Raw genomic sequence first — 17,261 nt, forward strand, 5'->3', positions numbered from 1 at the left:
CGCAAGTCCCGCCCGCCTCCCGCGGCCCGTTCCCGTCATGCCGGTGACGGGGACGGGTCCATCTCCATATACGGAACATTCAGGAATCGAGGAGATATGCAGACGATCGCGCACTGGCTCGACGGCAAGCCCTTTGCCGGCACCAGCGAGGCCACCGCGCCCGTGACCAATCCGGCGACCGGGGTGGTGACCGGACAGGTCGCCCTGGCCAATGTCGCCGACGTGCGCACGGTCGTCGACGCCGCCGCGGCCGCGTTCCCGGAGTGGCGGGACGCCTCGCTGGCCAAGCGCACCCAGGTGCTGTTCCGGTTCCGCGAGCTACTCAACGAACGCAAGAACGAGATGGCGGCCATCATCACCGCCGAGCACGGCAAGGTGCTCGCCGACGCGCTGGGTGAGGTGACGCGCGGGCTGGAAGTCATCGAGTTCGCGTGTGGCATACCGCATCTGCTCAAGGGCGGATACACCGAGAACGCGTCCACCAAGGTGGACATCTTCTCCATCCGGCAGCCGCTCGGGCCGATCGCGATCATCTCGCCGTTCAATTTCCCGGCCATGGTGCCGATGTGGTTCTTCCCGATCGCCATCGCCTCCGGAAACACCGTGGTGCTCAAGCCTTCCGAGAAGGATCCGTCGGCGGCGCTGTGGACCGCGGCGCTCTGGGAAGAGGCCGGGCTGCCCGCGGGTGTGTTCAATGTCGTGCAGGGTGACAAGATCGCCGTGGACGAGCTGCTGGAAAACCCTGCCATCAAGGCGGTGTCGTTCGTCGGCTCCACGCCGATCGCCAAGTACGTGTACGAGCGGGGCACCGCGCACGGTAAGCGCGTGCAGGCCCTGGGCGGGGCCAAGAACCATATGGTGGTGCTGCCGGACGCGGATCTGGATCTGGCCGCCGACGCCGCGGTGAACGCGGGCTTCGGTTCCGCGGGTGAGCGGTGCATGGCGATCAGCGCGCTGGTCGCGGTGGGTCCGGTCGCGGATGATCTGGTCGCTCGGATCGCGCAGCGCGCCAAGACCATTCGCACCGGCGACGGCACCCGGGGCACGGATATGGGCCCGCTGGTCACCGAGGCGCACCGCGATAAGGTCGCCTCCTACGTCGCGGCGGGCGAATCCGCCGGAGCCACCGTGGTGCTCGACGGCCGCACCGTGGAAGCCGATGGCGAGGAGGCCGGATTCTGGCTCGGCCCGACCATTCTCGACCACGTCACCACCGATATGAGCGTCTACACCGACGAGATCTTCGGCCCGGTGCTCTCGGTGGTGCGCGTCGAAACCTATGACGAGGCACTGGCTCTCATCAATGCCAACCCCTACGGCAACGGCACCGCCATCTTCACCAATGACGGCGGCGCGGCCCGGCGCTTCCACAATGAGGTCGAGGTCGGCATGGTCGGCATCAACGTCCCGATCCCGGTGCCCATGGCCTACTACAGTTTCGGAGGCTGGAAGAACTCGCTCTTCGGCGATTCGCACGCGCACGGCATCGACGGCGTGCACTTCTTCACCCGCACCAAGGCCGTCACCACTCGCTGGCTCGACCCGAGCCACGGCGGCCTGAATCTCGGTTTCCCGCAGAACAGCTGACAGGACGTCGCGATGACTCTTCCCAATGGCCTCTCCGAGGCGGAAGCACGTGAACAAGCCGCGCGCGCATATGAACTCGATCGCAAACATGTATTCCATTCGTGGTCCGCGCAGGCGCAGCTGAAGCCGATGGTCGTCACGGCCACGCAGGGCTCGTATGTGTGGGACGGCGACGGCACCCGGCTGCTGGACTTCTCCTCGCAGCTGGTGAACACCAATATCGGGCATCAGCATCCGAAAGTCGTTGCGGCCATTCAGGAACAGGCCGCCAAGCTGTGCACGATCGCGCCGCAGCATGTGAACGACGCGCGCTCGGAGGCGGCCCGGCTGATCGCCGAGCGCACCCCGGGCGAGCTGAACCGCATCTTCTTCACCAATGGCGGCGCGGACGCCGTCGAGCACGCGGTGCGGATGGCGCGGCTGCACACCGGGCGATACAAGGTGCTGTCCCGGTATCGCTCGTACCACGGCGGCACCGAGACCGCGATCAACCTCACCGGTGATCCGCGGCGCTGGCCGAATGACCACGGCAACAGCGGGATCGGGCATTTCTTCGGGCCGTTCCTGTACCGCTCGCAGTTCCACGCCGAGTCCGAGGAGCAGGAATCGCAGCGGGCGCTGGAGCATCTCGAGCAGACCATCGCGTTCGAGGGGCCGAACACCATCGCGGCGATCGTGCTGGAGTCGGTGCCGGGGACGGCGGGGATCATGGTGCCGCCGCCGGGATATATGGCGGGCGTGCGGGAGATCTGCGATAAATACGGCATCGTGTTCATCGCCGATGAGGTGATGGCGGGGTTCGGGCGCACCGGAAAGTGGTTCGCCATAGACAATTTCGATGTGGTGCCCGATCTGATCACCTTCGCCAAGGGTGTCAACTCGGGTTATGTACCGCTCGGCGGCGTCGCCATCGCACCGCATATCGCGGCCACGTTCGATGATCGCCCGTACCCGGGTGGGCTCACCTATTCGGGGCATCCGCTGGCCACGGCGGCGGCGGTCGCGACCATCAACGCCATGCGGGACGAGGGCATTGTCGAGAACGCCGCGCACATGGGTGCGAACGTGCTCGGTCCCGCGCTGCGGGAGCTGGCCGAACGGCATCCGAGCATCGGTGAGGTGCGCGGGCTCGGGGTGTTCTGGGCGCTGGAACTGGTGAGTGATCGCGAGACCCGGGAACCGCTCGCGCCCTACGGCGGCACCAGCGCCGCGATGACCGAGACGGTCGCCGCCGCCAAGGCCGCTGGACTGTTGCTGTTCATGAATTTCAATCGCATCCACGTGGTTCCGCCGTGCACCGTCTCCGAGGCCGAGGCCAAGGAAGGGCTGGCGATCCTGGATCAGGCTCTGACGGTTGCGGATTCGCACCTGTAGTAGTCGTTCGCTATGGCGGCCCGTGCGGTACTCCGCGCGGGCCGTCGGCAAACCTCCGGTAACAAAGCGAACATACGGTGTCCCTACGGTGAACACCGACACAAGCTAGGAGAGCAGTGAGTACGCAGGAACTGCAATTCATCGGCGGACTCCGCCGACCCGGGTCGGGTGAGCCGCTGTCGATCATCGCCCCGGCCACCGGCGAGATCATCGCGTCCGGCGCGAGCGCGAGCATCGCCGATGTGGAAGCCGCGGTCGCGGCCGCGCGGGCGGCCTTCCCGCTGTGGTCGCGCATGACTCCCGGTGAGCGGTCGGACATCATGCACACCTGGGCGCGGCTGCTGCGCGAGCGAGCCGATGAACTCGCGGCCGTCGAAAGCCGTAATGCCGGTAAGCCGATTCGGCTCGCCACCGAATTCGATGTGCCCGGCACCATCGACAACACCGCCTTCTTCGCCGGGGCGGCACGCAATCTGGAGGGCAAGGCGGCCGCGGAGTACTCCGCCGACCACACCTCCTCGATTCGCCGCGAGGCGATCGGCGTGGTCGGCTCCATTTCGCCGTGGAATTACCCGTTGCAGATGGCGGCATGGAAGATCCTGCCCGCCGTCGCGGCCGGAAACACCATTGTGCTCAAGCCTTCCGAATTGACGCCGCTGACCTCGCTGCTGTTCGCGGAGATCGCGACCGAGGCGGGGGTGCCGACGGGGGTGATCAATGTCCTCACCGGGGTCGGGCCGATCGCGGGTCAGGCATTGGTGGAACATCCGGCCGTGGCGATGGTGTCGTTCACCGGGTCCACCGTGGTGGGCCGCCAGGTGGCCGCAACCGCGGCCGGATCGGCGAAGCGGGTACATCTCGAACTCGGCGGGAAAGCACCGTTCGTGGTGTTCGACGATGCCGATCTGGAAGGCGCGGCGCGCGGCGCGGTGGCGGGATCGCTGATCAATGTCGGCCAGGATTGCACCGCGGCCACTCGCGCGTATGTGCAGCGACCGCTGTTCGACGAATTCGTCGCGCGGGTAGCCGAAATCATGGATCAGGTGACCATCGGACCGGTGGAAGACCCGGAAACCGATCTGGGGCCGCTGATTTCGATGCGGCATCGGGACAAGGTCATCGGCATGGTCGATCGCGCCCGCGAATACGGTGCGAAAGTGGTGCGCGGCGGGCGAATTCCCGAGCACACCGCACCTGGCGGGTCGTATTACGAGCCCACGCTGATCACCGGCGTGGCACAGGATTCGGAGATCGTGCAGGACGAGGTGTTCGGACCGGTGCTGGTGGTACTGCCGTTCGATACCGATGACGAGGCCATCGCCCTCGCCAATGACACCGCCTACGGGTTGGCCGCATCGGCCTGGTCCACGAATGTGTATCGCACGCAACGCGCGAGCCGGGAGATACAGGCCGGATGCGTGTGGATCAACGACCACATTCCGATCATCAGCGAAATGCCGCACGGCGGATACAAGGCTTCCGGATTCGGAAAAGACATGTCCGCGTACGCGTTCGACGAGTACACGAACATCAAGCATGTCATGTCGGATATCACCGCCGCCGCGCACAAGCCGTGGCACGACGTGATCTTCACGGCCGAATAGCACACGTCCCCAATCGAATAGCGCCCCGCGAGGGCGGCCGCCGATGTGTCCCATCGGCGTCCGCCCTCGCAGTCGTGCCCAATGCATCGAATTCCGTGTCTCACAACTAAATCAGTTGCGTAACGTGGAATTTTCAATGGAATCGCTTGATTTGCAACGGGACTATGGAACTATCGGTTCCACACCGCAGCCCCGCTGCGAGCTTCGATATTCCGTCCTGGTGAAGGTGCGACCCCATGAACAAGTCCCCGGACTCTCTGCCTCCCGAGCTACGCAGCCTGCTCTCCGCTCGGCCTTCGCGCCGCGGCCTGCTGCGCTCCGGTGGCCTCATCGCCGCCGCGGGCACCCTCGCCGCCTGCGGCACCAAGGGCTCGTCCTCCAATAGCGGCTCCCCGGCATGCACTCCCCCGGCCGACAATTCGGCCTCGGAGAAGACCATCAATTTCTCCAACTGGCCCGGATATCTCGATGAGGCCCCCGGCAATGCCGAAGTGCACCCGACCATGGCCGAATTCACCGCCAAGTCCGGGGTCAAGGTCTCCTATGTCGCGGATGTCAATGACAACAACGAGTTCTGGGGCAAGGTCAGCGCACAGCTGACCAATTGTCAGAGCATTTCGCGGGACATCATGGTGCTCTCGGATTCCACCGCGGTGCGCGTGGTGCGGCAGGGGTACACGCAGCCACTCGATGTGTCCAAGATGCCGAACTTCGCCAAGAATCTGCATCCCATGCTGCGCGGCAGCGATGTCGATCCGCAGAACGATCGGATGGCGCCGTGGCAGTCCGGACTGGTCGGCATCGGGGTGAATACCAATGTCACCGGCGAGGTTCGGACCATCGACGAATTGCTCACCCGGCCCGATCTCAAGGGCAAGGTCGTCTGCCTCACCGAAATGCCGGACACCATGGGATTGATGCTGCATTCCATCGGCAAGAGCGCGGCCAAGTTCACCGATGACGACTACGACAACGCTATCGCCAAGTTACAGAAGGCCGTTCAGTCCGGGCACGTGCGCAAGTTCACCGGCAACGACTACGTACAGGATCTGGCCAAGGGTGATATCGCGGCCTGTATGGCGTGGTCCGGCGATGTCATTCAGCTCAATGCCACCGATCCGAAGATCAAGTTCATCAGCCCGGACGAGGGCGCGGTGCTCTACTCCGATGAGGCGCTGATCCCGGTCACCTCCGCGCACGCCGCGAATGCCATGGCGCTGCTGGACTTCTACTATGACCCGGCCATCGCGGCGCGACTGTCGGCGTTCGTGAACTATGTGTGCCCGGTCGCCGGGGCGCAGGAGGAGATGGCCAAGTTCAATCCCGAACTGGCACAGAATGAATTGATCTTCCCGTCCGTCGAGACCCAGAAGAAGTTGCAGATCTTCATGTCGCTGACCGAGGCCAAGGAGAAGGACTATCAGTCCAAGTTCCAGGCCCTGACGGGGGCGTGATAATCGATATGTCCGCACAAGACCTGCGTATCGAGGGCGTCACCAAGAGTTTCGGCGATTTCCACGCCGTCGACGATCTCGACCTCACCATTCCGGACGGCTCGTTCTTCGCGATCATCGGCGCGTCGGGCTGCGGTAAGACCACGACGCTGCGCATGATCGCCGGGTTGGAGGAACCCACCGTCGGGCGAATCATGCTGGGCGATAAGGACATCACGGGGCTGCGGCCGTATCGGCGGCCGATCAACACCGTATTCCAGAGCTATGCGCTGTTCCCGCATATGACCGTCGAGGACAATGTCTCGTACGGACTGCGGCGCAAGGGAATCGGTAAGACCGCCGCCCGCGAGCAGGCGCATCAGATGCTGAAGCTTGTTCAGTTGGAAGGCTTCTCGGGGCGCAAGCCCGCACAGCTTTCCGGCGGTCAGCAGCAGCGCGTCGCATTGGCTCGCGCGTTGGTCAACCATCCCGAGGTGCTGCTGCTCGACGAACCCTTGGGCGCACTGGATCTCAAGCTTCGAAGACAGATGCAGCTCGAGCTGAAGCGGCTGCAAACCGAGGTCGGCATCACCTTCGTGCACATCACCCACGACCAGGAGGAGGCCATGAGCATGGCCGATACCGTGGCGGTGATGAACGGCGGCAAGCTGGAGCAATCCGGTGCGCCACAGGAGATCTACGATTTTCCGGCCAGTGCGTTCGTGGCCAATTTTCTCGGGCAGACCAATCTCATCGAAGCAACCGTCACCGGGGGCGGTGATGCGGTGAGCATCGACGCGCAGGGGCATCGGCTGGCGGTGCCGTCCACCCGCTGCCGGGCCACCTCGGGTGCGGCCTCGCTCGGCATTCGTCCCGAAAAGGTCGGGCTCGCATCGGATTCCGGCTCCGTTCCGGAGGGCCGGGCGCATGTCACCGGCGTGGTCACCGATGCCATTTTCCTGGGTGTGTCCACGCAGTATCTGGTGCGTGCGCCCTGGGGCCAGGAGCTCACCGCGCAGGTGCCGAACGCCGGACCCGGCAATGTCATCGCGCCCGGATCGCAGGTGGCGGTGCACTGGCACCCCGAGCACGCGTTTCTCCTCGGGCGGTCCTGATGCCCGCCGTACTGCCCGCGCCCACGGCCGCCGCCCCCGCCGGCGCACCGCGCGGAAAGCGCGGTCTCACACCGTATCTGCTGCTCGCGCCCGGGCTGATCTTCCTGCTGGTGTTCTTCGCGGTGCCGACCGTGCAATTGTTGGCGGCCAGCATGTACGACCGCACCGGCTCCATCGAAACCGGCTACGCGCAGACCTTCTCGCTGGACAACTTCTCCTACGCCTGGAATCTGTATCAGCCGCAGATCTTCCGGTCGCTGGCCTACTCGCTGATCTGCACGGTGCTCTGCATTGTGATCGGCTATCCGCTGGCATACGCCATCGCGCTCAAGGGCGGGCGGTGGAAGAACCTCATGCTGATCGCGGTGATCGCGCCGTTCTTCACCAGCTTCCTGGTGCGGACGTTCGCGTGGAAAGCCATTCTCGCCGATACCGGTCCGCTGGTTTCGGTACTGCGGACGGTGCATCTGCTCGGACCGGACGGGCGGTTGCTGGCCACGCCGATCGCGGTGATCGCGGGGCTGGTCTACAACTTCCTGCCGTTCACGGTGCTGCCGCTGTACACCTCACTGGACAAGCTGGATCCGCGCCTACTGGAGGCTTCGGCCGATCTCGCGCACGGTCCCGTGCGGACCTTCCTGCGAGTTACGTTGCCGCTCACCATGCCCGGCATCGTCGCGGGGACGCTGCTCACCTTCGTCCCGGCCACCGGCGACTATGTGAATTCACAGCTGCTCGGCAATACGAACACCACCATGATCGGCAATGTCATTCAATCCCGATTGCTGGTGGTCAAGGATCTGCCCGTGGGTTCGGCGCTGTCGGTGGTGCTGATGGTGGCGATTCTGGTGCTGGTCATGCTGTATCTGCGCAAGACCGATACCGATGAGGTGGTCTAGATGGCACATCGATTGTGGTCTTGGATTCGCGGGAACGCGGTGCTCATTCTCGGCTTCGTGATTCTGGCGTACATGCTCGCGCCGATCGCGGTGGTGATTCTGCTGTCGTTCAATCAACCCGGCAGCCGCAACACCACCTATGTGCTGAACCTCGATGAATTCCATTTCACCTGGCACAACTGGACGAATATGTTCGATCCGGCCGGGCTGCGGGACGCGCTCTTCATGAGCCTGCTCATCGGCGCGCTGGCCGCGATCATCGCGACCGCGCTCGGCACCGGAATCGCGTTCGCGCTGGCGCGGTATCGCTTCACCGGGCGCTCCGCGGTGCAGGCGCTGATCTTCCTGCCGATGGCGACGCCCGAAATCGTAATGGGTTCGTCACTGCTGACACTGTTCATCGGATTCGGTATCCCGCTCGGTTTTTGGGCTATTCTCATCGCACACGTCATGTTCTGCCTGTCGTTCGTGGTTGTCACCGTAAAAGCACGACTGGCGGGATTGGACCCCAGGCTCCAGGAGGCGGCCATGGACCTCTACGCGACGCCCGTTCAGGCGTTCCGGTCCGTTGTGCTCCCCCTCGTATGGCCCGGCATCATGGCCGCGGCGCTCTTGGCGTTCTCGCTGTCCTTCGATGATTTCGTGGTCACCAATTTCACGGCGGGCACCGCCGAAACCTTCCCCATGTACGTCTGGGGTATCAACCTGCGTGGAATTCCGCCGCAGGTGAACGCGGTCGCCAGCCTCACCTTCCTGCTATCGCTGGTCTTCGTCATCGCCGGGCAGCTGCGTAATCGCCGCCGCTCGGACGATCGCGCCGCCACCAGCTGATTCCCCCGCGAGCCGCCGGGCCAGGTCGTAGCGACCGCCGGCGGCTTTCGCGTACCCACACAGACCAACACAACAGTGAGTTGGGCCGCGCGGCCGGACCGTGCGGCAAGAGAGAAGGAGTTGATCGGCCATGCAGGCCAAAGGAAGCAAACTGTTGGCGTCGGCACTCTCCGAGGCAGCGCCGACGCCGTTCTGGACCGACCGGCCGGAGCGCCCGCACCCCACTGATCCGCTCACCACCGCCACCACCGCCGATCTGGCGGTCATCGGCGGCGGCTACAGCGGGCTGTGGACGGCGCTGCTGGCCAAGGAGAGGTACCCCGAAATAGATGTCGTACTGGTCGAATCCGCCATGTGCGGGCATGCCGCGTCCGGCCGCAACGGCGGCTTCTGCGCGGCCAGCCTGACGCACGGACTCTCCAACGGTGTGGACCGCTTCCCCGATGAGATCGACGTGCTGGAACGGATGGGCCGGGAGAACCTGGACGCCATCGAGGCCACCATCCGGCGCTATGACATCGATTGCGATTTCGAGCGCACCGGCGAACTGGAGGTGGCCACCGCGCCGCACGAGCTGGAATGGTTGCAGGAGAGCCATGACGCCGCGCTCGAACTCGGTTATCGCAGTGAGCTACTCAGTGCGGAAGAAGTGCAGAACCTCGTGCACTCCCCCACCTACCTCGGCGGCTGGTGGGACCGCGACGGCGTGGCCATGCTGGACCCGGCCCGGCTGGCCTGGGGACTGCGGCGCGCCTGCCTGGAAAAGGGCGTGCGCATCTACGAAGGCACACCGGTGCAGCGCATTTCGAAGACCGCGGGCGGCACGCTGACCATGCACACCCCGCACGGTGAGGTGCGCGCTCCCCGGGTCGCGCTGTGCACCAGCGCTTTCCAGGGGCCGCTGGCCAAGGTGTCCCGGCATGTGGTGCCGGTGTACGACTACGCGCTCATGACCGAGCCGCTGTCCGAGGAGCAATTGGACTCCATCGGCTGGGGCAAACACCGCATGGGATTGGGCGATGCCTCGTACCGGTTCCACTACTACCGCCTGACCAGCGATAACCGGATTCTGTTCGGCGGCTACGACGCGATCTACCACTACAACGGAAAGATCTCGCCCGCACAGGATTACAACGAGGAGACCTTCGAACGGCTCTCCCAGCACTTCTTCCAGATCTTCCCGCAGTTGGACGGCGTGCGCTTCACGCACCGCTGGGGCGGCATCATCGACACCTGCGGGCGGTTCTGCGCGTTCTTCGGCCGGGCCTACAAGGGCAAGTTGGCCTATGCCGTCGGATATACCGGATTGGGTGTGGGCGCAACGCGATTCGGCGCCGAGGTGATGCTGGACCGGCTCTGGAACCTCGATACCGAACGCACCCGGTTGCGCATGGTGAAATCCCGGCCGCTACCCATGCCGCCGGAGCCGTTCCGCTCCATCGGGATTCAGCTGACCCGCTGGTCACTGGCCCGTGCGGACCAGCACGGCGGTAAACGAAACCTGTGGCTGCGCATCATGGACGCCACCGGATTGGGGTTCGACAGCTGAGGCTCGACCGCATCCTTCCCGGCCGCGAGTGAATTCACGGCTCGCGGCCGGTGAACGGTGCGCCATCGACGTAGGCTCGGACCTCGTCGAAGGCGCGGGCGAGTTGTTCCAGGCCCGGCGTCTCGATCGGGTAGTGGCCCGAATCCGGCAGTACCAGCAGGGTTTTCGGGGCCGCTATCCGATCGAAGAAGCTCCGGCTCACCGCGAGCGGGGTCCAGTGGTCCGCGCCGGGGTGCGTCAGCCACACCGGGCACGCGGTGAAATCCTCCGGCTCGATCGCGGGGGCCGAGTGCAGGTAGGTGCGCAGGAAGCCGAGCGGCATGGCCACGCCCCCGCCCAATGTATCCGCCACGATGAGTTTCGTCAGGGCCGGATCGTTCGAGATGGCGTTCATATCGGCCAGCCAGCGCATCGGAACGCGCAGCCGGTCGAAGGCCGGAAGCAGCAGGCGCGCAGCATAATTCGCCAGCCGGGGGTGCCTGCCGACGGCGGCGCGGGCCTGCGGCAGGCGCATATCGAGTAGGCAGGTGGCGACCACCGCGGCGACCAGGCCGGTGCGCGCGGCGGCCTCGTAGGCGAGCATGCCGCCCATGCTCGCGCCCACGACTATCAGCGGGCGGTCGTCGGCGGCGTGCTCGGCGCGCACCAGATCGGTGACGCAGTCGACCCAGTCCGGGTAAGTGATCTTGCTCGGTGCGGGTACGCGGGTCGCGCCGTAGCCCGGTAGGTCCGGGGTCACCACCTCGAACCCGCGCTCGGCGGCGAGCGCCGCGAACGGCCACAGCGCGGCGGCATGACCACCGCCGCCATGAATGAGCAGCATGCGAACCGAGGCTTCGGGGCGGTGTACCCGCTCGAGGTGGATATCGCGGTCGCGCCACCGCCAGAACGTGGATTCCGGTCGCACGTCCGGGTACTCGAGGAGTCCTGCGGGAAGAAAGGCCAGGTAGGAGCTGTGCATGTGATAATAATTCGAGCAATCCTCGGTTTTGACAACTCGACTTCGGAGGCCCATGTCGACACCCCGCAAAACCCCGCGCCAGCAGCGCTCGGAGTTCACCTTCGAGGCCATCCTGGATGCGGCTGCTCGACTTTTCCATCGGCACGGGTACGCTGGAACGACCACGAACAAGGTCGCGGAGCTGGCCGAGGTGTCGATCGGCACGCTCTATCACTACGTGCCGAACAAGGACGCGCTGCTGTACGCGCTCGCGGAAAGGCATCTGCGGCAAGGGGTTCACTCACTCGCCGATGTCGTCGCGAGCCTGCGCGCCGATGAACCGCCACTCGATGAGACCGTGCGACGGTTGGTCACCGCCTTCGTGGACCTGCACACCGCCCAGCCGCAGCTGCACCGATTGCTCTGGGATCAGTCACCGCGCACGCCCGAAGGCATCGACCAGCTCCGGCAGCTCGAGCGGGCACTGGCCGACGAGGTGGAATACCACCTGCGACGGCTCGAGGTGGGCGGCGCGGACCCCGGATTGACCGCGCTACTGGCGGTTCAGGCCGTCGAGGCGCAGATCCACGGCACCGTGCTCGCGCCGCCCGGCGGCCGCACCACCGAGGAATGCGTGGCAGCCGTTATCGACAACTGCGTCGGCTCCTTCTCCCGGCAATGGATGTAGTGGCCCGCCATTACATCCACGTCATGCGAGACCGAGGCCGTGGGCCTCGGCAATACCGCTGCGGGCCTAGGACTTCGGGCTGCGCAGGATGAGGACGGTGATTTCGCTGGGGGCGAAGACGCGGAGTTGGGGGCCCCAGAAGCCGGTGCCGCGGCTGGTGTAGAGCTGGGTGTCGCCGTGGCGGCTCAGGCCCGCGACCACGGGCTGGTCGAGGCGGACCAGGTAGCGGAAGGGCCAGATCTGGCCGCCGTGGGTGTGGCCGGAGATTTGCAGGGCCACACCGGCTTTCACGGCGTCGGTGATCTGCTTGGGCTGGTGGGCGAGCAGGATCACCGGGAGATCGGGGTCCGCGCCGGAGAGGGCGGCGGGGAGGTTCGGGCCGTGGCCGGGGAGGGAGACGCCGGTGGGGTCGTCGATGCCCGCCATGACCAGGCGGTCGCCGTCGCGGGTGAGGACCTCGTGCTGGTTGTGCATGGGCTGCCAGCCCAGGCCCGCCATATGGTCGATCCAGCCGGCGGCGTCACCGAAGTATTCGTGATTGCCGGTGATGTAGAAGCGGCCGAGTTCGGCCTGCACCTTGCCCAGCGGATCGACCTGGGCGCGGCGCTTGACCACCGAACCATCGGCCAGATCGCCCGCGTGGCAGGCGATATCGGGGCGTTGCTCGTTCACGATCTCGACCACGCGCTCGGACCAGCGCAGCCGATCGGTGGCGGCGTAGTGGGTATCGGTGATGACCACCATGCGCAGGCCATCCAGGCCGGGGGCCAGCTTGGGGATGGTCACCTCGACGGTCTTCACACGCGGGATGCGGCGGGCCTCATAGATGCCCCACACCGTGAGCACGGCCGAAATCGCAAGCACGCCAAGGGCGACGATGCGCGAGCGCGCGGGATCGTCCACCCCGGCGATGATCAGTCCGGTGCGCACCACCGTGCCGATCACCGACCAGCTGAACAGCACCCACATCACCCCGAGCGCGGTATCGCCGATGAGCGCGGCGGTATCGGACTGCTTCGGGCCGTGACCGGTGAACATGGCCAGCGGCAGGCCGATATAGCCGAGCACGAACAGCGCCGACAGCGCCCAGCACACCGCACCGGAGGTGGTGGTGAAGACGAGCAGCCACCACGGCACCAGGAATAGCAGTGCGGGAATCACCAGCATGAACACCTGGCGGGGAATTCGGTTCAACAGAGTCAATCCTCATGAATACATTGGCGTGGACCGGTGCCCAGTGCCGTCGATTCCCCCGCCACGACGATACCCGTACCGGGCAGTGGTGGCCGGGGGAGAAAAGTCTCACCCCGTGGTGCGACAGTTCTGACCGGGTGTGACGGGAGCTGGGGAACCGGATGTGGTCGGTGCGCTTCCCAAGGGAGGGGCGGTGGGCACGACGCTCCGGGTGGTAGTGGCCGACCCGGTCGGAGCCGGGGCCAATCCGCCGGGAGCATGGGCATTTTCGCAGGTCGGCAGCAGTTCGCCGGTGACGAGTGCTTGTAACCGCTTGGTCGCGTCGACGAGCGAACCGCGCGGCAGCCCCTGCTGCAGGCTGTTCCGCCCGGATGCGGTGAGGTCGGTGATCCGCAAAGCCCGGCAGCCCGCAGGAAAACCCGATGCCGTGGCGGACAGGGTCAGCTCTCCAGCAGCGGTGACACAGCCGATCAATTCCGGACTGTGCCATGACATCCCCAGCACCGAACCCGGTCGGCCGCGCTCGATCACCACGGCCCCGTTGTCCTCGGCGATGTAGTAGTCACGACGAGCCGCCGTGTAGAGCACGAGAATCCCCAATGTCAGGATCAGCACGACGGCGAGCGAGATAATCGCCAGCCGATAGGACGGGCCGATGCGCGACCGGCGGCGGCCACTCCCCTGCCCCGCAGCGACCGCGGACGATTCGGAGCGGCCGGGCGGCGCGGCGGGTTCGGGATCGACCGGTGTTCGGGTTGGGGGCGCATTCGATGCGGCATGCGACCGGTCACGCCGCGCGGCCTCGGCGGGCGGGGGTGGTGCGATCCGCCCCTGTTCGAGGGTGGTTCGCGGTGGCTGCGGCGGGGTCGCACCTACCGGTGGCGGTGTCCGGCCGGGCAGCGAATTCGGTGCGGGCGATGTCCGTGCGGGCGGCCGGCTCGGTGAGGTGGGTTGCCGGCCGACGATCGTTGCCTGCGGAGGTGTCGGGCGGGGCGGCTGAGTTGGTGAACGGAAGGGCTGCGGGCGTGATAGCGACCCGGCTACCGAGGTCGCCAATTCTCTTGCGGTGCCGAATCTTTCGGCGGGGCTCTTGGCCAGCGCACGGGCGATGATGTCGTCGAGTTCCCGGGGCAGGGCGGGGTTGTGCGCGGTGACCTTGGGCGGGGGCTGCATGAGGTGGGCGTGTAGGACGGCGGCGGGGGTGGTGCGGGGGTATGGGACTGTACCGGTGAGCATTTCGTAGAGGGTCGCGCCGAGGGCGTAGAGGTCGGTGCGGTGGTCGACGGGGTCGCCGGTGAAGATTTCCGGGGCGGCGTAGGCGAGGGTGGCGACGAAGGTGCCGGTTTCAGTGAGGGCGGTGGACTGGTCGACTCGGCGGGCTATACCGAAGTCCGATACGACGACTCGTTCGAGCTCGCCCGGATCACCGTGTGACAGCAGGATATTGGCGGGTTTGATATCGCGGTGCAGCAGCCCGTTGGCGTGCGCGTGGTCGATGCCGCGGGCGGCTTCGGCGAGAATGTGCACGGCGCGTGCGGGATTCAACCCGTCCGGCTGCTGCTTGATGGCATGGGCGACATCGGTGCCGGGGACATACTCCATGCAGATCCACGGGCGCTCCGCCTCGACCCCGCGATCGTGAATGGTCACGATGTTGCGGTGATTGAGCCCGGCGGCCAAGTCGGCCTCGCGATCGAAGCGGGCGCGGAAGGACGGATCGCCGGCGGTGGTGTCGGACAGCACCTTCAACGCGACCATGCGCGGCAGGCGCGGATGTCGCGCCCGGTACACCTCGCCCATACCGCCCGCGCCCAACAGGATGTCGATGGTGAATCCGGCGAACACCGATCCCGCTGCCAACGCCATGGCCTCGTGCCCTCCCCGCTCGCACCGGCCGCGAAGCGGTTGCCGAACTGCGGCCGCCACCGCACCGTAATGCACGGCATCCGGGTGCGCGAGGGATATGCGATGCGAAGACTCGCCCGTCAAGCACGATTGGTGGGATACCACCGTGTCCGGAAGGATGATCGGGGTGAGCGACCTGACTTCGAGCCGGAGCACTCCGGCGCTCGATGACATCTCCAAGCGGATCATCGCCCAGCTACAGGAAGACGGGCGGCGGGCGTACGCGACCATCGGCAAGGCCGTCGGGCTGTCCGAGGCGGCGGTGCGGCAGCGGGTGCAGAAATTGGCCGACGCGGGTGTGATCCAGATCGTCGCGGTCACCGATCCGCTACAGGTCGGATTGTTCCGGCAGGCCATGATCGCGATCACGGTGGACGGTCCGGTGCAGGTGGTGGCCGATGCGCTGTCCGCCATCGACGAGATCAACTACGTGGTGGTGTGCGCGGGCCGCTACGACGTGCTGTGCGAGGCGGTCTGCCCGGATGACGAAGCGCTGCTCGACCTGGTGTCGAACCATATTCGCGCGCTCGCCGGGGTGCGGCACGCGGAGATCATGATGTACCTCAAGCTGAACAAACAGACGTATAAGTGGGGCACCCGCTAGCTCGGCAACGAAATCCGTAGCTAACGGTCTTGTAACAACGAAATCAGTTGCCGATACGGCTCGAGTGTGGGATAACCGAAGGACACCAAGACTTCGAGGAGTCCTCCCATGACCGCCACCGCCGAGCCCGGCCATACCGTCGACGCGTCCCGCGTCGTCCGTGACCACCTCTGGATGCACTTCGCCACCCACAACGGGCAGGACGAGGCCGACACCCCGGTGATTGTGCGAGGCGAGGGCGCATATCTCTTCGATGACAAGGGCAAGCGCTATCTGGACGGGCTGGCGGGACTCTTCGCAGTCCAGGTCGGTCACGGGCGCGAGGAGCTCGCCGAGGCCGCGGCCCGGCAGATGCGGACGCTGCCGTATTTCCCGCTCTGGGGTTACGCGCATCCCCCGGCCGTCGAATTGGCCGACCGGCTCGCCGCGTCCGCGCCCGGCGACCTGAATCGGGTGTTCTTCACCGTCAGCGGCGGCGAATCCGTCGAGACCGCATGGAAACTCGCGCGGCAGTACTTCAAGGTGATCGGCAAGCCGACCAAACACAAGGCGATCAGCCGGTCCATGGCGTATCACGGCACCTCGCTGGGCGCGCTGTCGATCACCGGAATCCCCGGCGCCAAAGCGCCTTTCGAACCGCTGGTGCCGAGCACCATTCGGGTGCCGAACACCAACTTCTATCGGGCCACCGAACATGCCGACGATTACGAGGCGTACGGGTTGTGGGCGGCGGACCGCATCGAGGAGGCCATCCTCTTCGAAGGCCCCGATACCGTGGCCGCGGTGTTCCTGGAACCGGTGCAGAACACCGGCGGCTGTTTCGTACCGCCGCCGGGGTACTTCCAGCGGGTGCGCGAAATCTGCGATCGGCATGACGTGCTGCTCATCTCCGATGAGGTGATCTGCGCGTTCGGACGACTCGGAACCGCTTTCGGCGCAGACCGTTTCGGCTATCAGCCGGATATGATCACCACCGCCAAGGGGCTCACCTCCGGATACGCGCCGCTGGGCGCGGTCATGATCAGCGACCGCATCATGGAACCGTTCCAGCGTTCGAACGATATGTTCATGCACGGTTCCACCTACGGCGGGCATCCGGTGTCGTGCGCGGTGGCGCTGGCCAACCTCGACATTCTCGAGGGCGAGGGGCTGTACCAGCATGTGCGGGATAACGAAGATGCCTTCCGCACAACGCTTTCCAAGCTCGAAGACCTGCCGATCGTCGGCGAGGTGCGCGGCGCGGGGTTCTTCTGGGCGGTGGAACTGGTCAAGGACAAGACCACCCGGGAACGCTTCACCGAAGAGGAAACCACCCGCGTCCTGCGCAACCACGTCTCGCGGGAGCTCTTCGCGAACGGCCTCTACTGCCGCGCCGACGACCGCGCCGAACCGGTAATCCAGTTCTCGCCGCCGCTCATCTGCGGACCGGAACAGTTCCGGGAGATCGAGCAGATCGTCCGGGGCGCATTGACCGGGGCATGGAAGCTGCTCTGAGGCAATAGATTTGACCGCTCCCGATCGGTGCGGCACAACCCAGC

14 protein-coding genes are annotated in these 17,261 nt (G+C 65.8%); 11 read left to right on the top strand and 3 right to left on the bottom strand.

Annotation, left to right across the window (positions count from 1 at the left end; translation table 11 throughout):
- Positions 1–96 precede the first annotated feature (96 nt).
- The 8 genes from ACFVUS_RS11860 to ACFVUS_RS11895 all read left to right on the top strand — a co-directional run bounded on the left by ACFVUS_RS11860 (position 97) and on the right by ACFVUS_RS11895 (position 10,392).
- Positions 97–1,587, top strand: a complete 1,491-nt coding sequence (locus tag ACFVUS_RS11860; protein ID WP_387764151.1) for a CoA-acylating methylmalonate-semialdehyde dehydrogenase — start codon at positions 97–99, stop codon at positions 1,585–1,587.
- Between the two features lie 12 nt (positions 1,588–1,599).
- Positions 1,600–2,961, top strand: a complete 1,362-nt coding sequence (locus ACFVUS_RS11865) for an aspartate aminotransferase family protein (RefSeq protein WP_387764153.1) — start codon at positions 1,600–1,602, stop codon at positions 2,959–2,961.
- Between the two features lie 116 nt (positions 2,962–3,077).
- Positions 3,078–4,565, top strand: coding sequence for a gamma-aminobutyraldehyde dehydrogenase (locus ACFVUS_RS11870; RefSeq protein ID WP_387764155.1), 1,488 nt, complete (start codon positions 3,078–3,080; stop codon positions 4,563–4,565).
- Between the two features lie 236 nt (positions 4,566–4,801).
- Positions 4,802–6,019 carry a PotD/PotF family extracellular solute-binding protein gene (locus ACFVUS_RS11875; protein WP_387764157.1) on the top strand — a complete coding sequence of 406 codons (1,218 nt, stop codon included), beginning with the start codon at positions 4,802–4,804 and terminating at the stop codon, positions 6,017–6,019.
- Between the two features lie 8 nt (positions 6,020–6,027).
- Complete coding sequence (locus ACFVUS_RS11880; protein ID WP_387764159.1) at positions 6,028–7,113, top strand: ABC transporter ATP-binding protein; 1,086 nt, start codon at positions 6,028–6,030, stop codon at positions 7,111–7,113.
- A complete protein-coding gene (locus ACFVUS_RS11885) occupies positions 7,113–8,012 on the top strand; it encodes an ABC transporter permease (RefSeq protein ID WP_387764161.1) in 900 nt (299 codons plus the stop codon). Before ACFVUS_RS11880 ends, ACFVUS_RS11885 begins: the two co-directional genes overlap by 1 nt.
- The gene (locus ACFVUS_RS11890) at positions 8,013–8,843 is read left to right on the top strand and encodes an ABC transporter permease (protein ID WP_387764163.1); all 831 of its coding nucleotides are present in this window, start codon (positions 8,013–8,015) and stop codon (positions 8,841–8,843) included. It abuts the gene before it with no gap.
- Positions 8,844–8,973: 130 nt separating this feature from the next.
- On the top strand, positions 8,974–10,392 hold the full coding sequence (locus tag ACFVUS_RS11895) for an NAD(P)/FAD-dependent oxidoreductase (RefSeq protein WP_387764165.1): 1,419 nt from the start codon (positions 8,974–8,976) through the stop codon (positions 10,390–10,392).
- Between the two features lie 34 nt (positions 10,393–10,426).
- On the opposite strand, the gene ACFVUS_RS11900 is transcribed toward ACFVUS_RS11895, so the two are convergent.
- Positions 10,427–11,353, bottom strand: coding sequence for an alpha/beta hydrolase (locus ACFVUS_RS11900; protein ID WP_387764167.1), 927 nt, complete (start codon positions 11,351–11,353; stop codon positions 10,427–10,429).
- Positions 11,354–11,405: 52 nt separating this feature from the next.
- Here ACFVUS_RS11900 and ACFVUS_RS11905 point away from each other — a divergent pair, with 52 nt between their 5' ends.
- Positions 11,406–12,020, top strand: coding sequence for a TetR/AcrR family transcriptional regulator (locus tag ACFVUS_RS11905; protein WP_387764169.1), 615 nt, complete (start codon positions 11,406–11,408; stop codon positions 12,018–12,020).
- A 66-nt stretch (positions 12,021–12,086) separates the two neighbouring features.
- Here ACFVUS_RS11905 and ACFVUS_RS11910 read toward each other — a convergent pair whose 3' ends face one another.
- Positions 12,087–13,214, bottom strand: a complete 1,128-nt coding sequence (locus tag ACFVUS_RS11910) for a metallophosphoesterase (RefSeq protein ID WP_387764171.1) — start codon at positions 13,212–13,214, stop codon at positions 12,087–12,089.
- Between the two features lie 108 nt (positions 13,215–13,322).
- The gene (locus ACFVUS_RS11915; protein WP_387764173.1) at positions 13,323–15,080 is read right to left on the bottom strand and encodes a protein kinase; all 1,758 of its coding nucleotides are present in this window, start codon (positions 15,078–15,080) and stop codon (positions 13,323–13,325) included.
- 157 nt (positions 15,081–15,237) lie between these two features.
- Here ACFVUS_RS11915 and ACFVUS_RS11920 point away from each other — a divergent pair, with 157 nt between their 5' ends.
- Entirely contained in the window at positions 15,238–15,723 is a 486-nt protein-coding gene (locus tag ACFVUS_RS11920; protein ID WP_375956015.1) for an Lrp/AsnC family transcriptional regulator, read from the top strand.
- A gap of 108 nt (positions 15,724–15,831) precedes the next feature.
- Complete coding sequence (locus ACFVUS_RS11925) at positions 15,832–17,217, top strand: aspartate aminotransferase family protein (RefSeq protein ID WP_387764175.1); 1,386 nt, start codon at positions 15,832–15,834, stop codon at positions 17,215–17,217.
- Positions 17,218–17,261 lie beyond the last annotated feature (44 nt).

This window comes from Nocardia sp. NPDC058058 (assembly GCF_042885355.1).
In the GTDB taxonomy this organism is placed as follows: Bacteria; Actinomycetota; Actinomycetes; order Mycobacteriales; family Mycobacteriaceae; genus Nocardia.

Coding starts and splice junctions, on each gene's coding strand:
- ACFVUS_RS11895 (WP_387764165.1), top strand. CDS start 8,974: ATGCAGGCCAAAGGAAGCAAACTGTTGGCGTCGGCACTCTCCGAGGCA.
- ACFVUS_RS11900 (WP_387764167.1), bottom strand. CDS start 11,353: ATGCACAGCTCCTACCTGGCCTTTCTTCCCGCAGGACTCCTCGAGTAC.
- ACFVUS_RS11865 (WP_387764153.1), top strand. CDS start 1,600: ATGACTCTTCCCAATGGCCTCTCCGAGGCGGAAGCACGTGAACAAGCC.
- ACFVUS_RS11920 (WP_375956015.1), top strand. CDS start 15,238: ATGATCGGGGTGAGCGACCTGACTTCGAGCCGGAGCACTCCGGCGCTC.
- ACFVUS_RS11885 (WP_387764161.1), top strand. CDS start 7,113: ATGCCCGCCGTACTGCCCGCGCCCACGGCCGCCGCCCCCGCCGGCGCA.
- ACFVUS_RS11915 (WP_387764173.1), bottom strand. CDS start 15,080: ATGGCGTTGGCAGCGGGATCGGTGTTCGCCGGATTCACCATCGACATC.
- ACFVUS_RS11905 (WP_387764169.1), top strand. CDS start 11,406: ATGTCGACACCCCGCAAAACCCCGCGCCAGCAGCGCTCGGAGTTCACC.
- ACFVUS_RS11875 (WP_387764157.1), top strand. CDS start 4,802: ATGAACAAGTCCCCGGACTCTCTGCCTCCCGAGCTACGCAGCCTGCTC.
- ACFVUS_RS11860 (WP_387764151.1), top strand. CDS start 97: ATGCAGACGATCGCGCACTGGCTCGACGGCAAGCCCTTTGCCGGCACC.
- ACFVUS_RS11890 (WP_387764163.1), top strand. CDS start 8,013: ATGGCACATCGATTGTGGTCTTGGATTCGCGGGAACGCGGTGCTCATT.
- ACFVUS_RS11925 (WP_387764175.1), top strand. CDS start 15,832: ATGACCGCCACCGCCGAGCCCGGCCATACCGTCGACGCGTCCCGCGTC.
- ACFVUS_RS11880 (WP_387764159.1), top strand. CDS start 6,028: ATGTCCGCACAAGACCTGCGTATCGAGGGCGTCACCAAGAGTTTCGGC.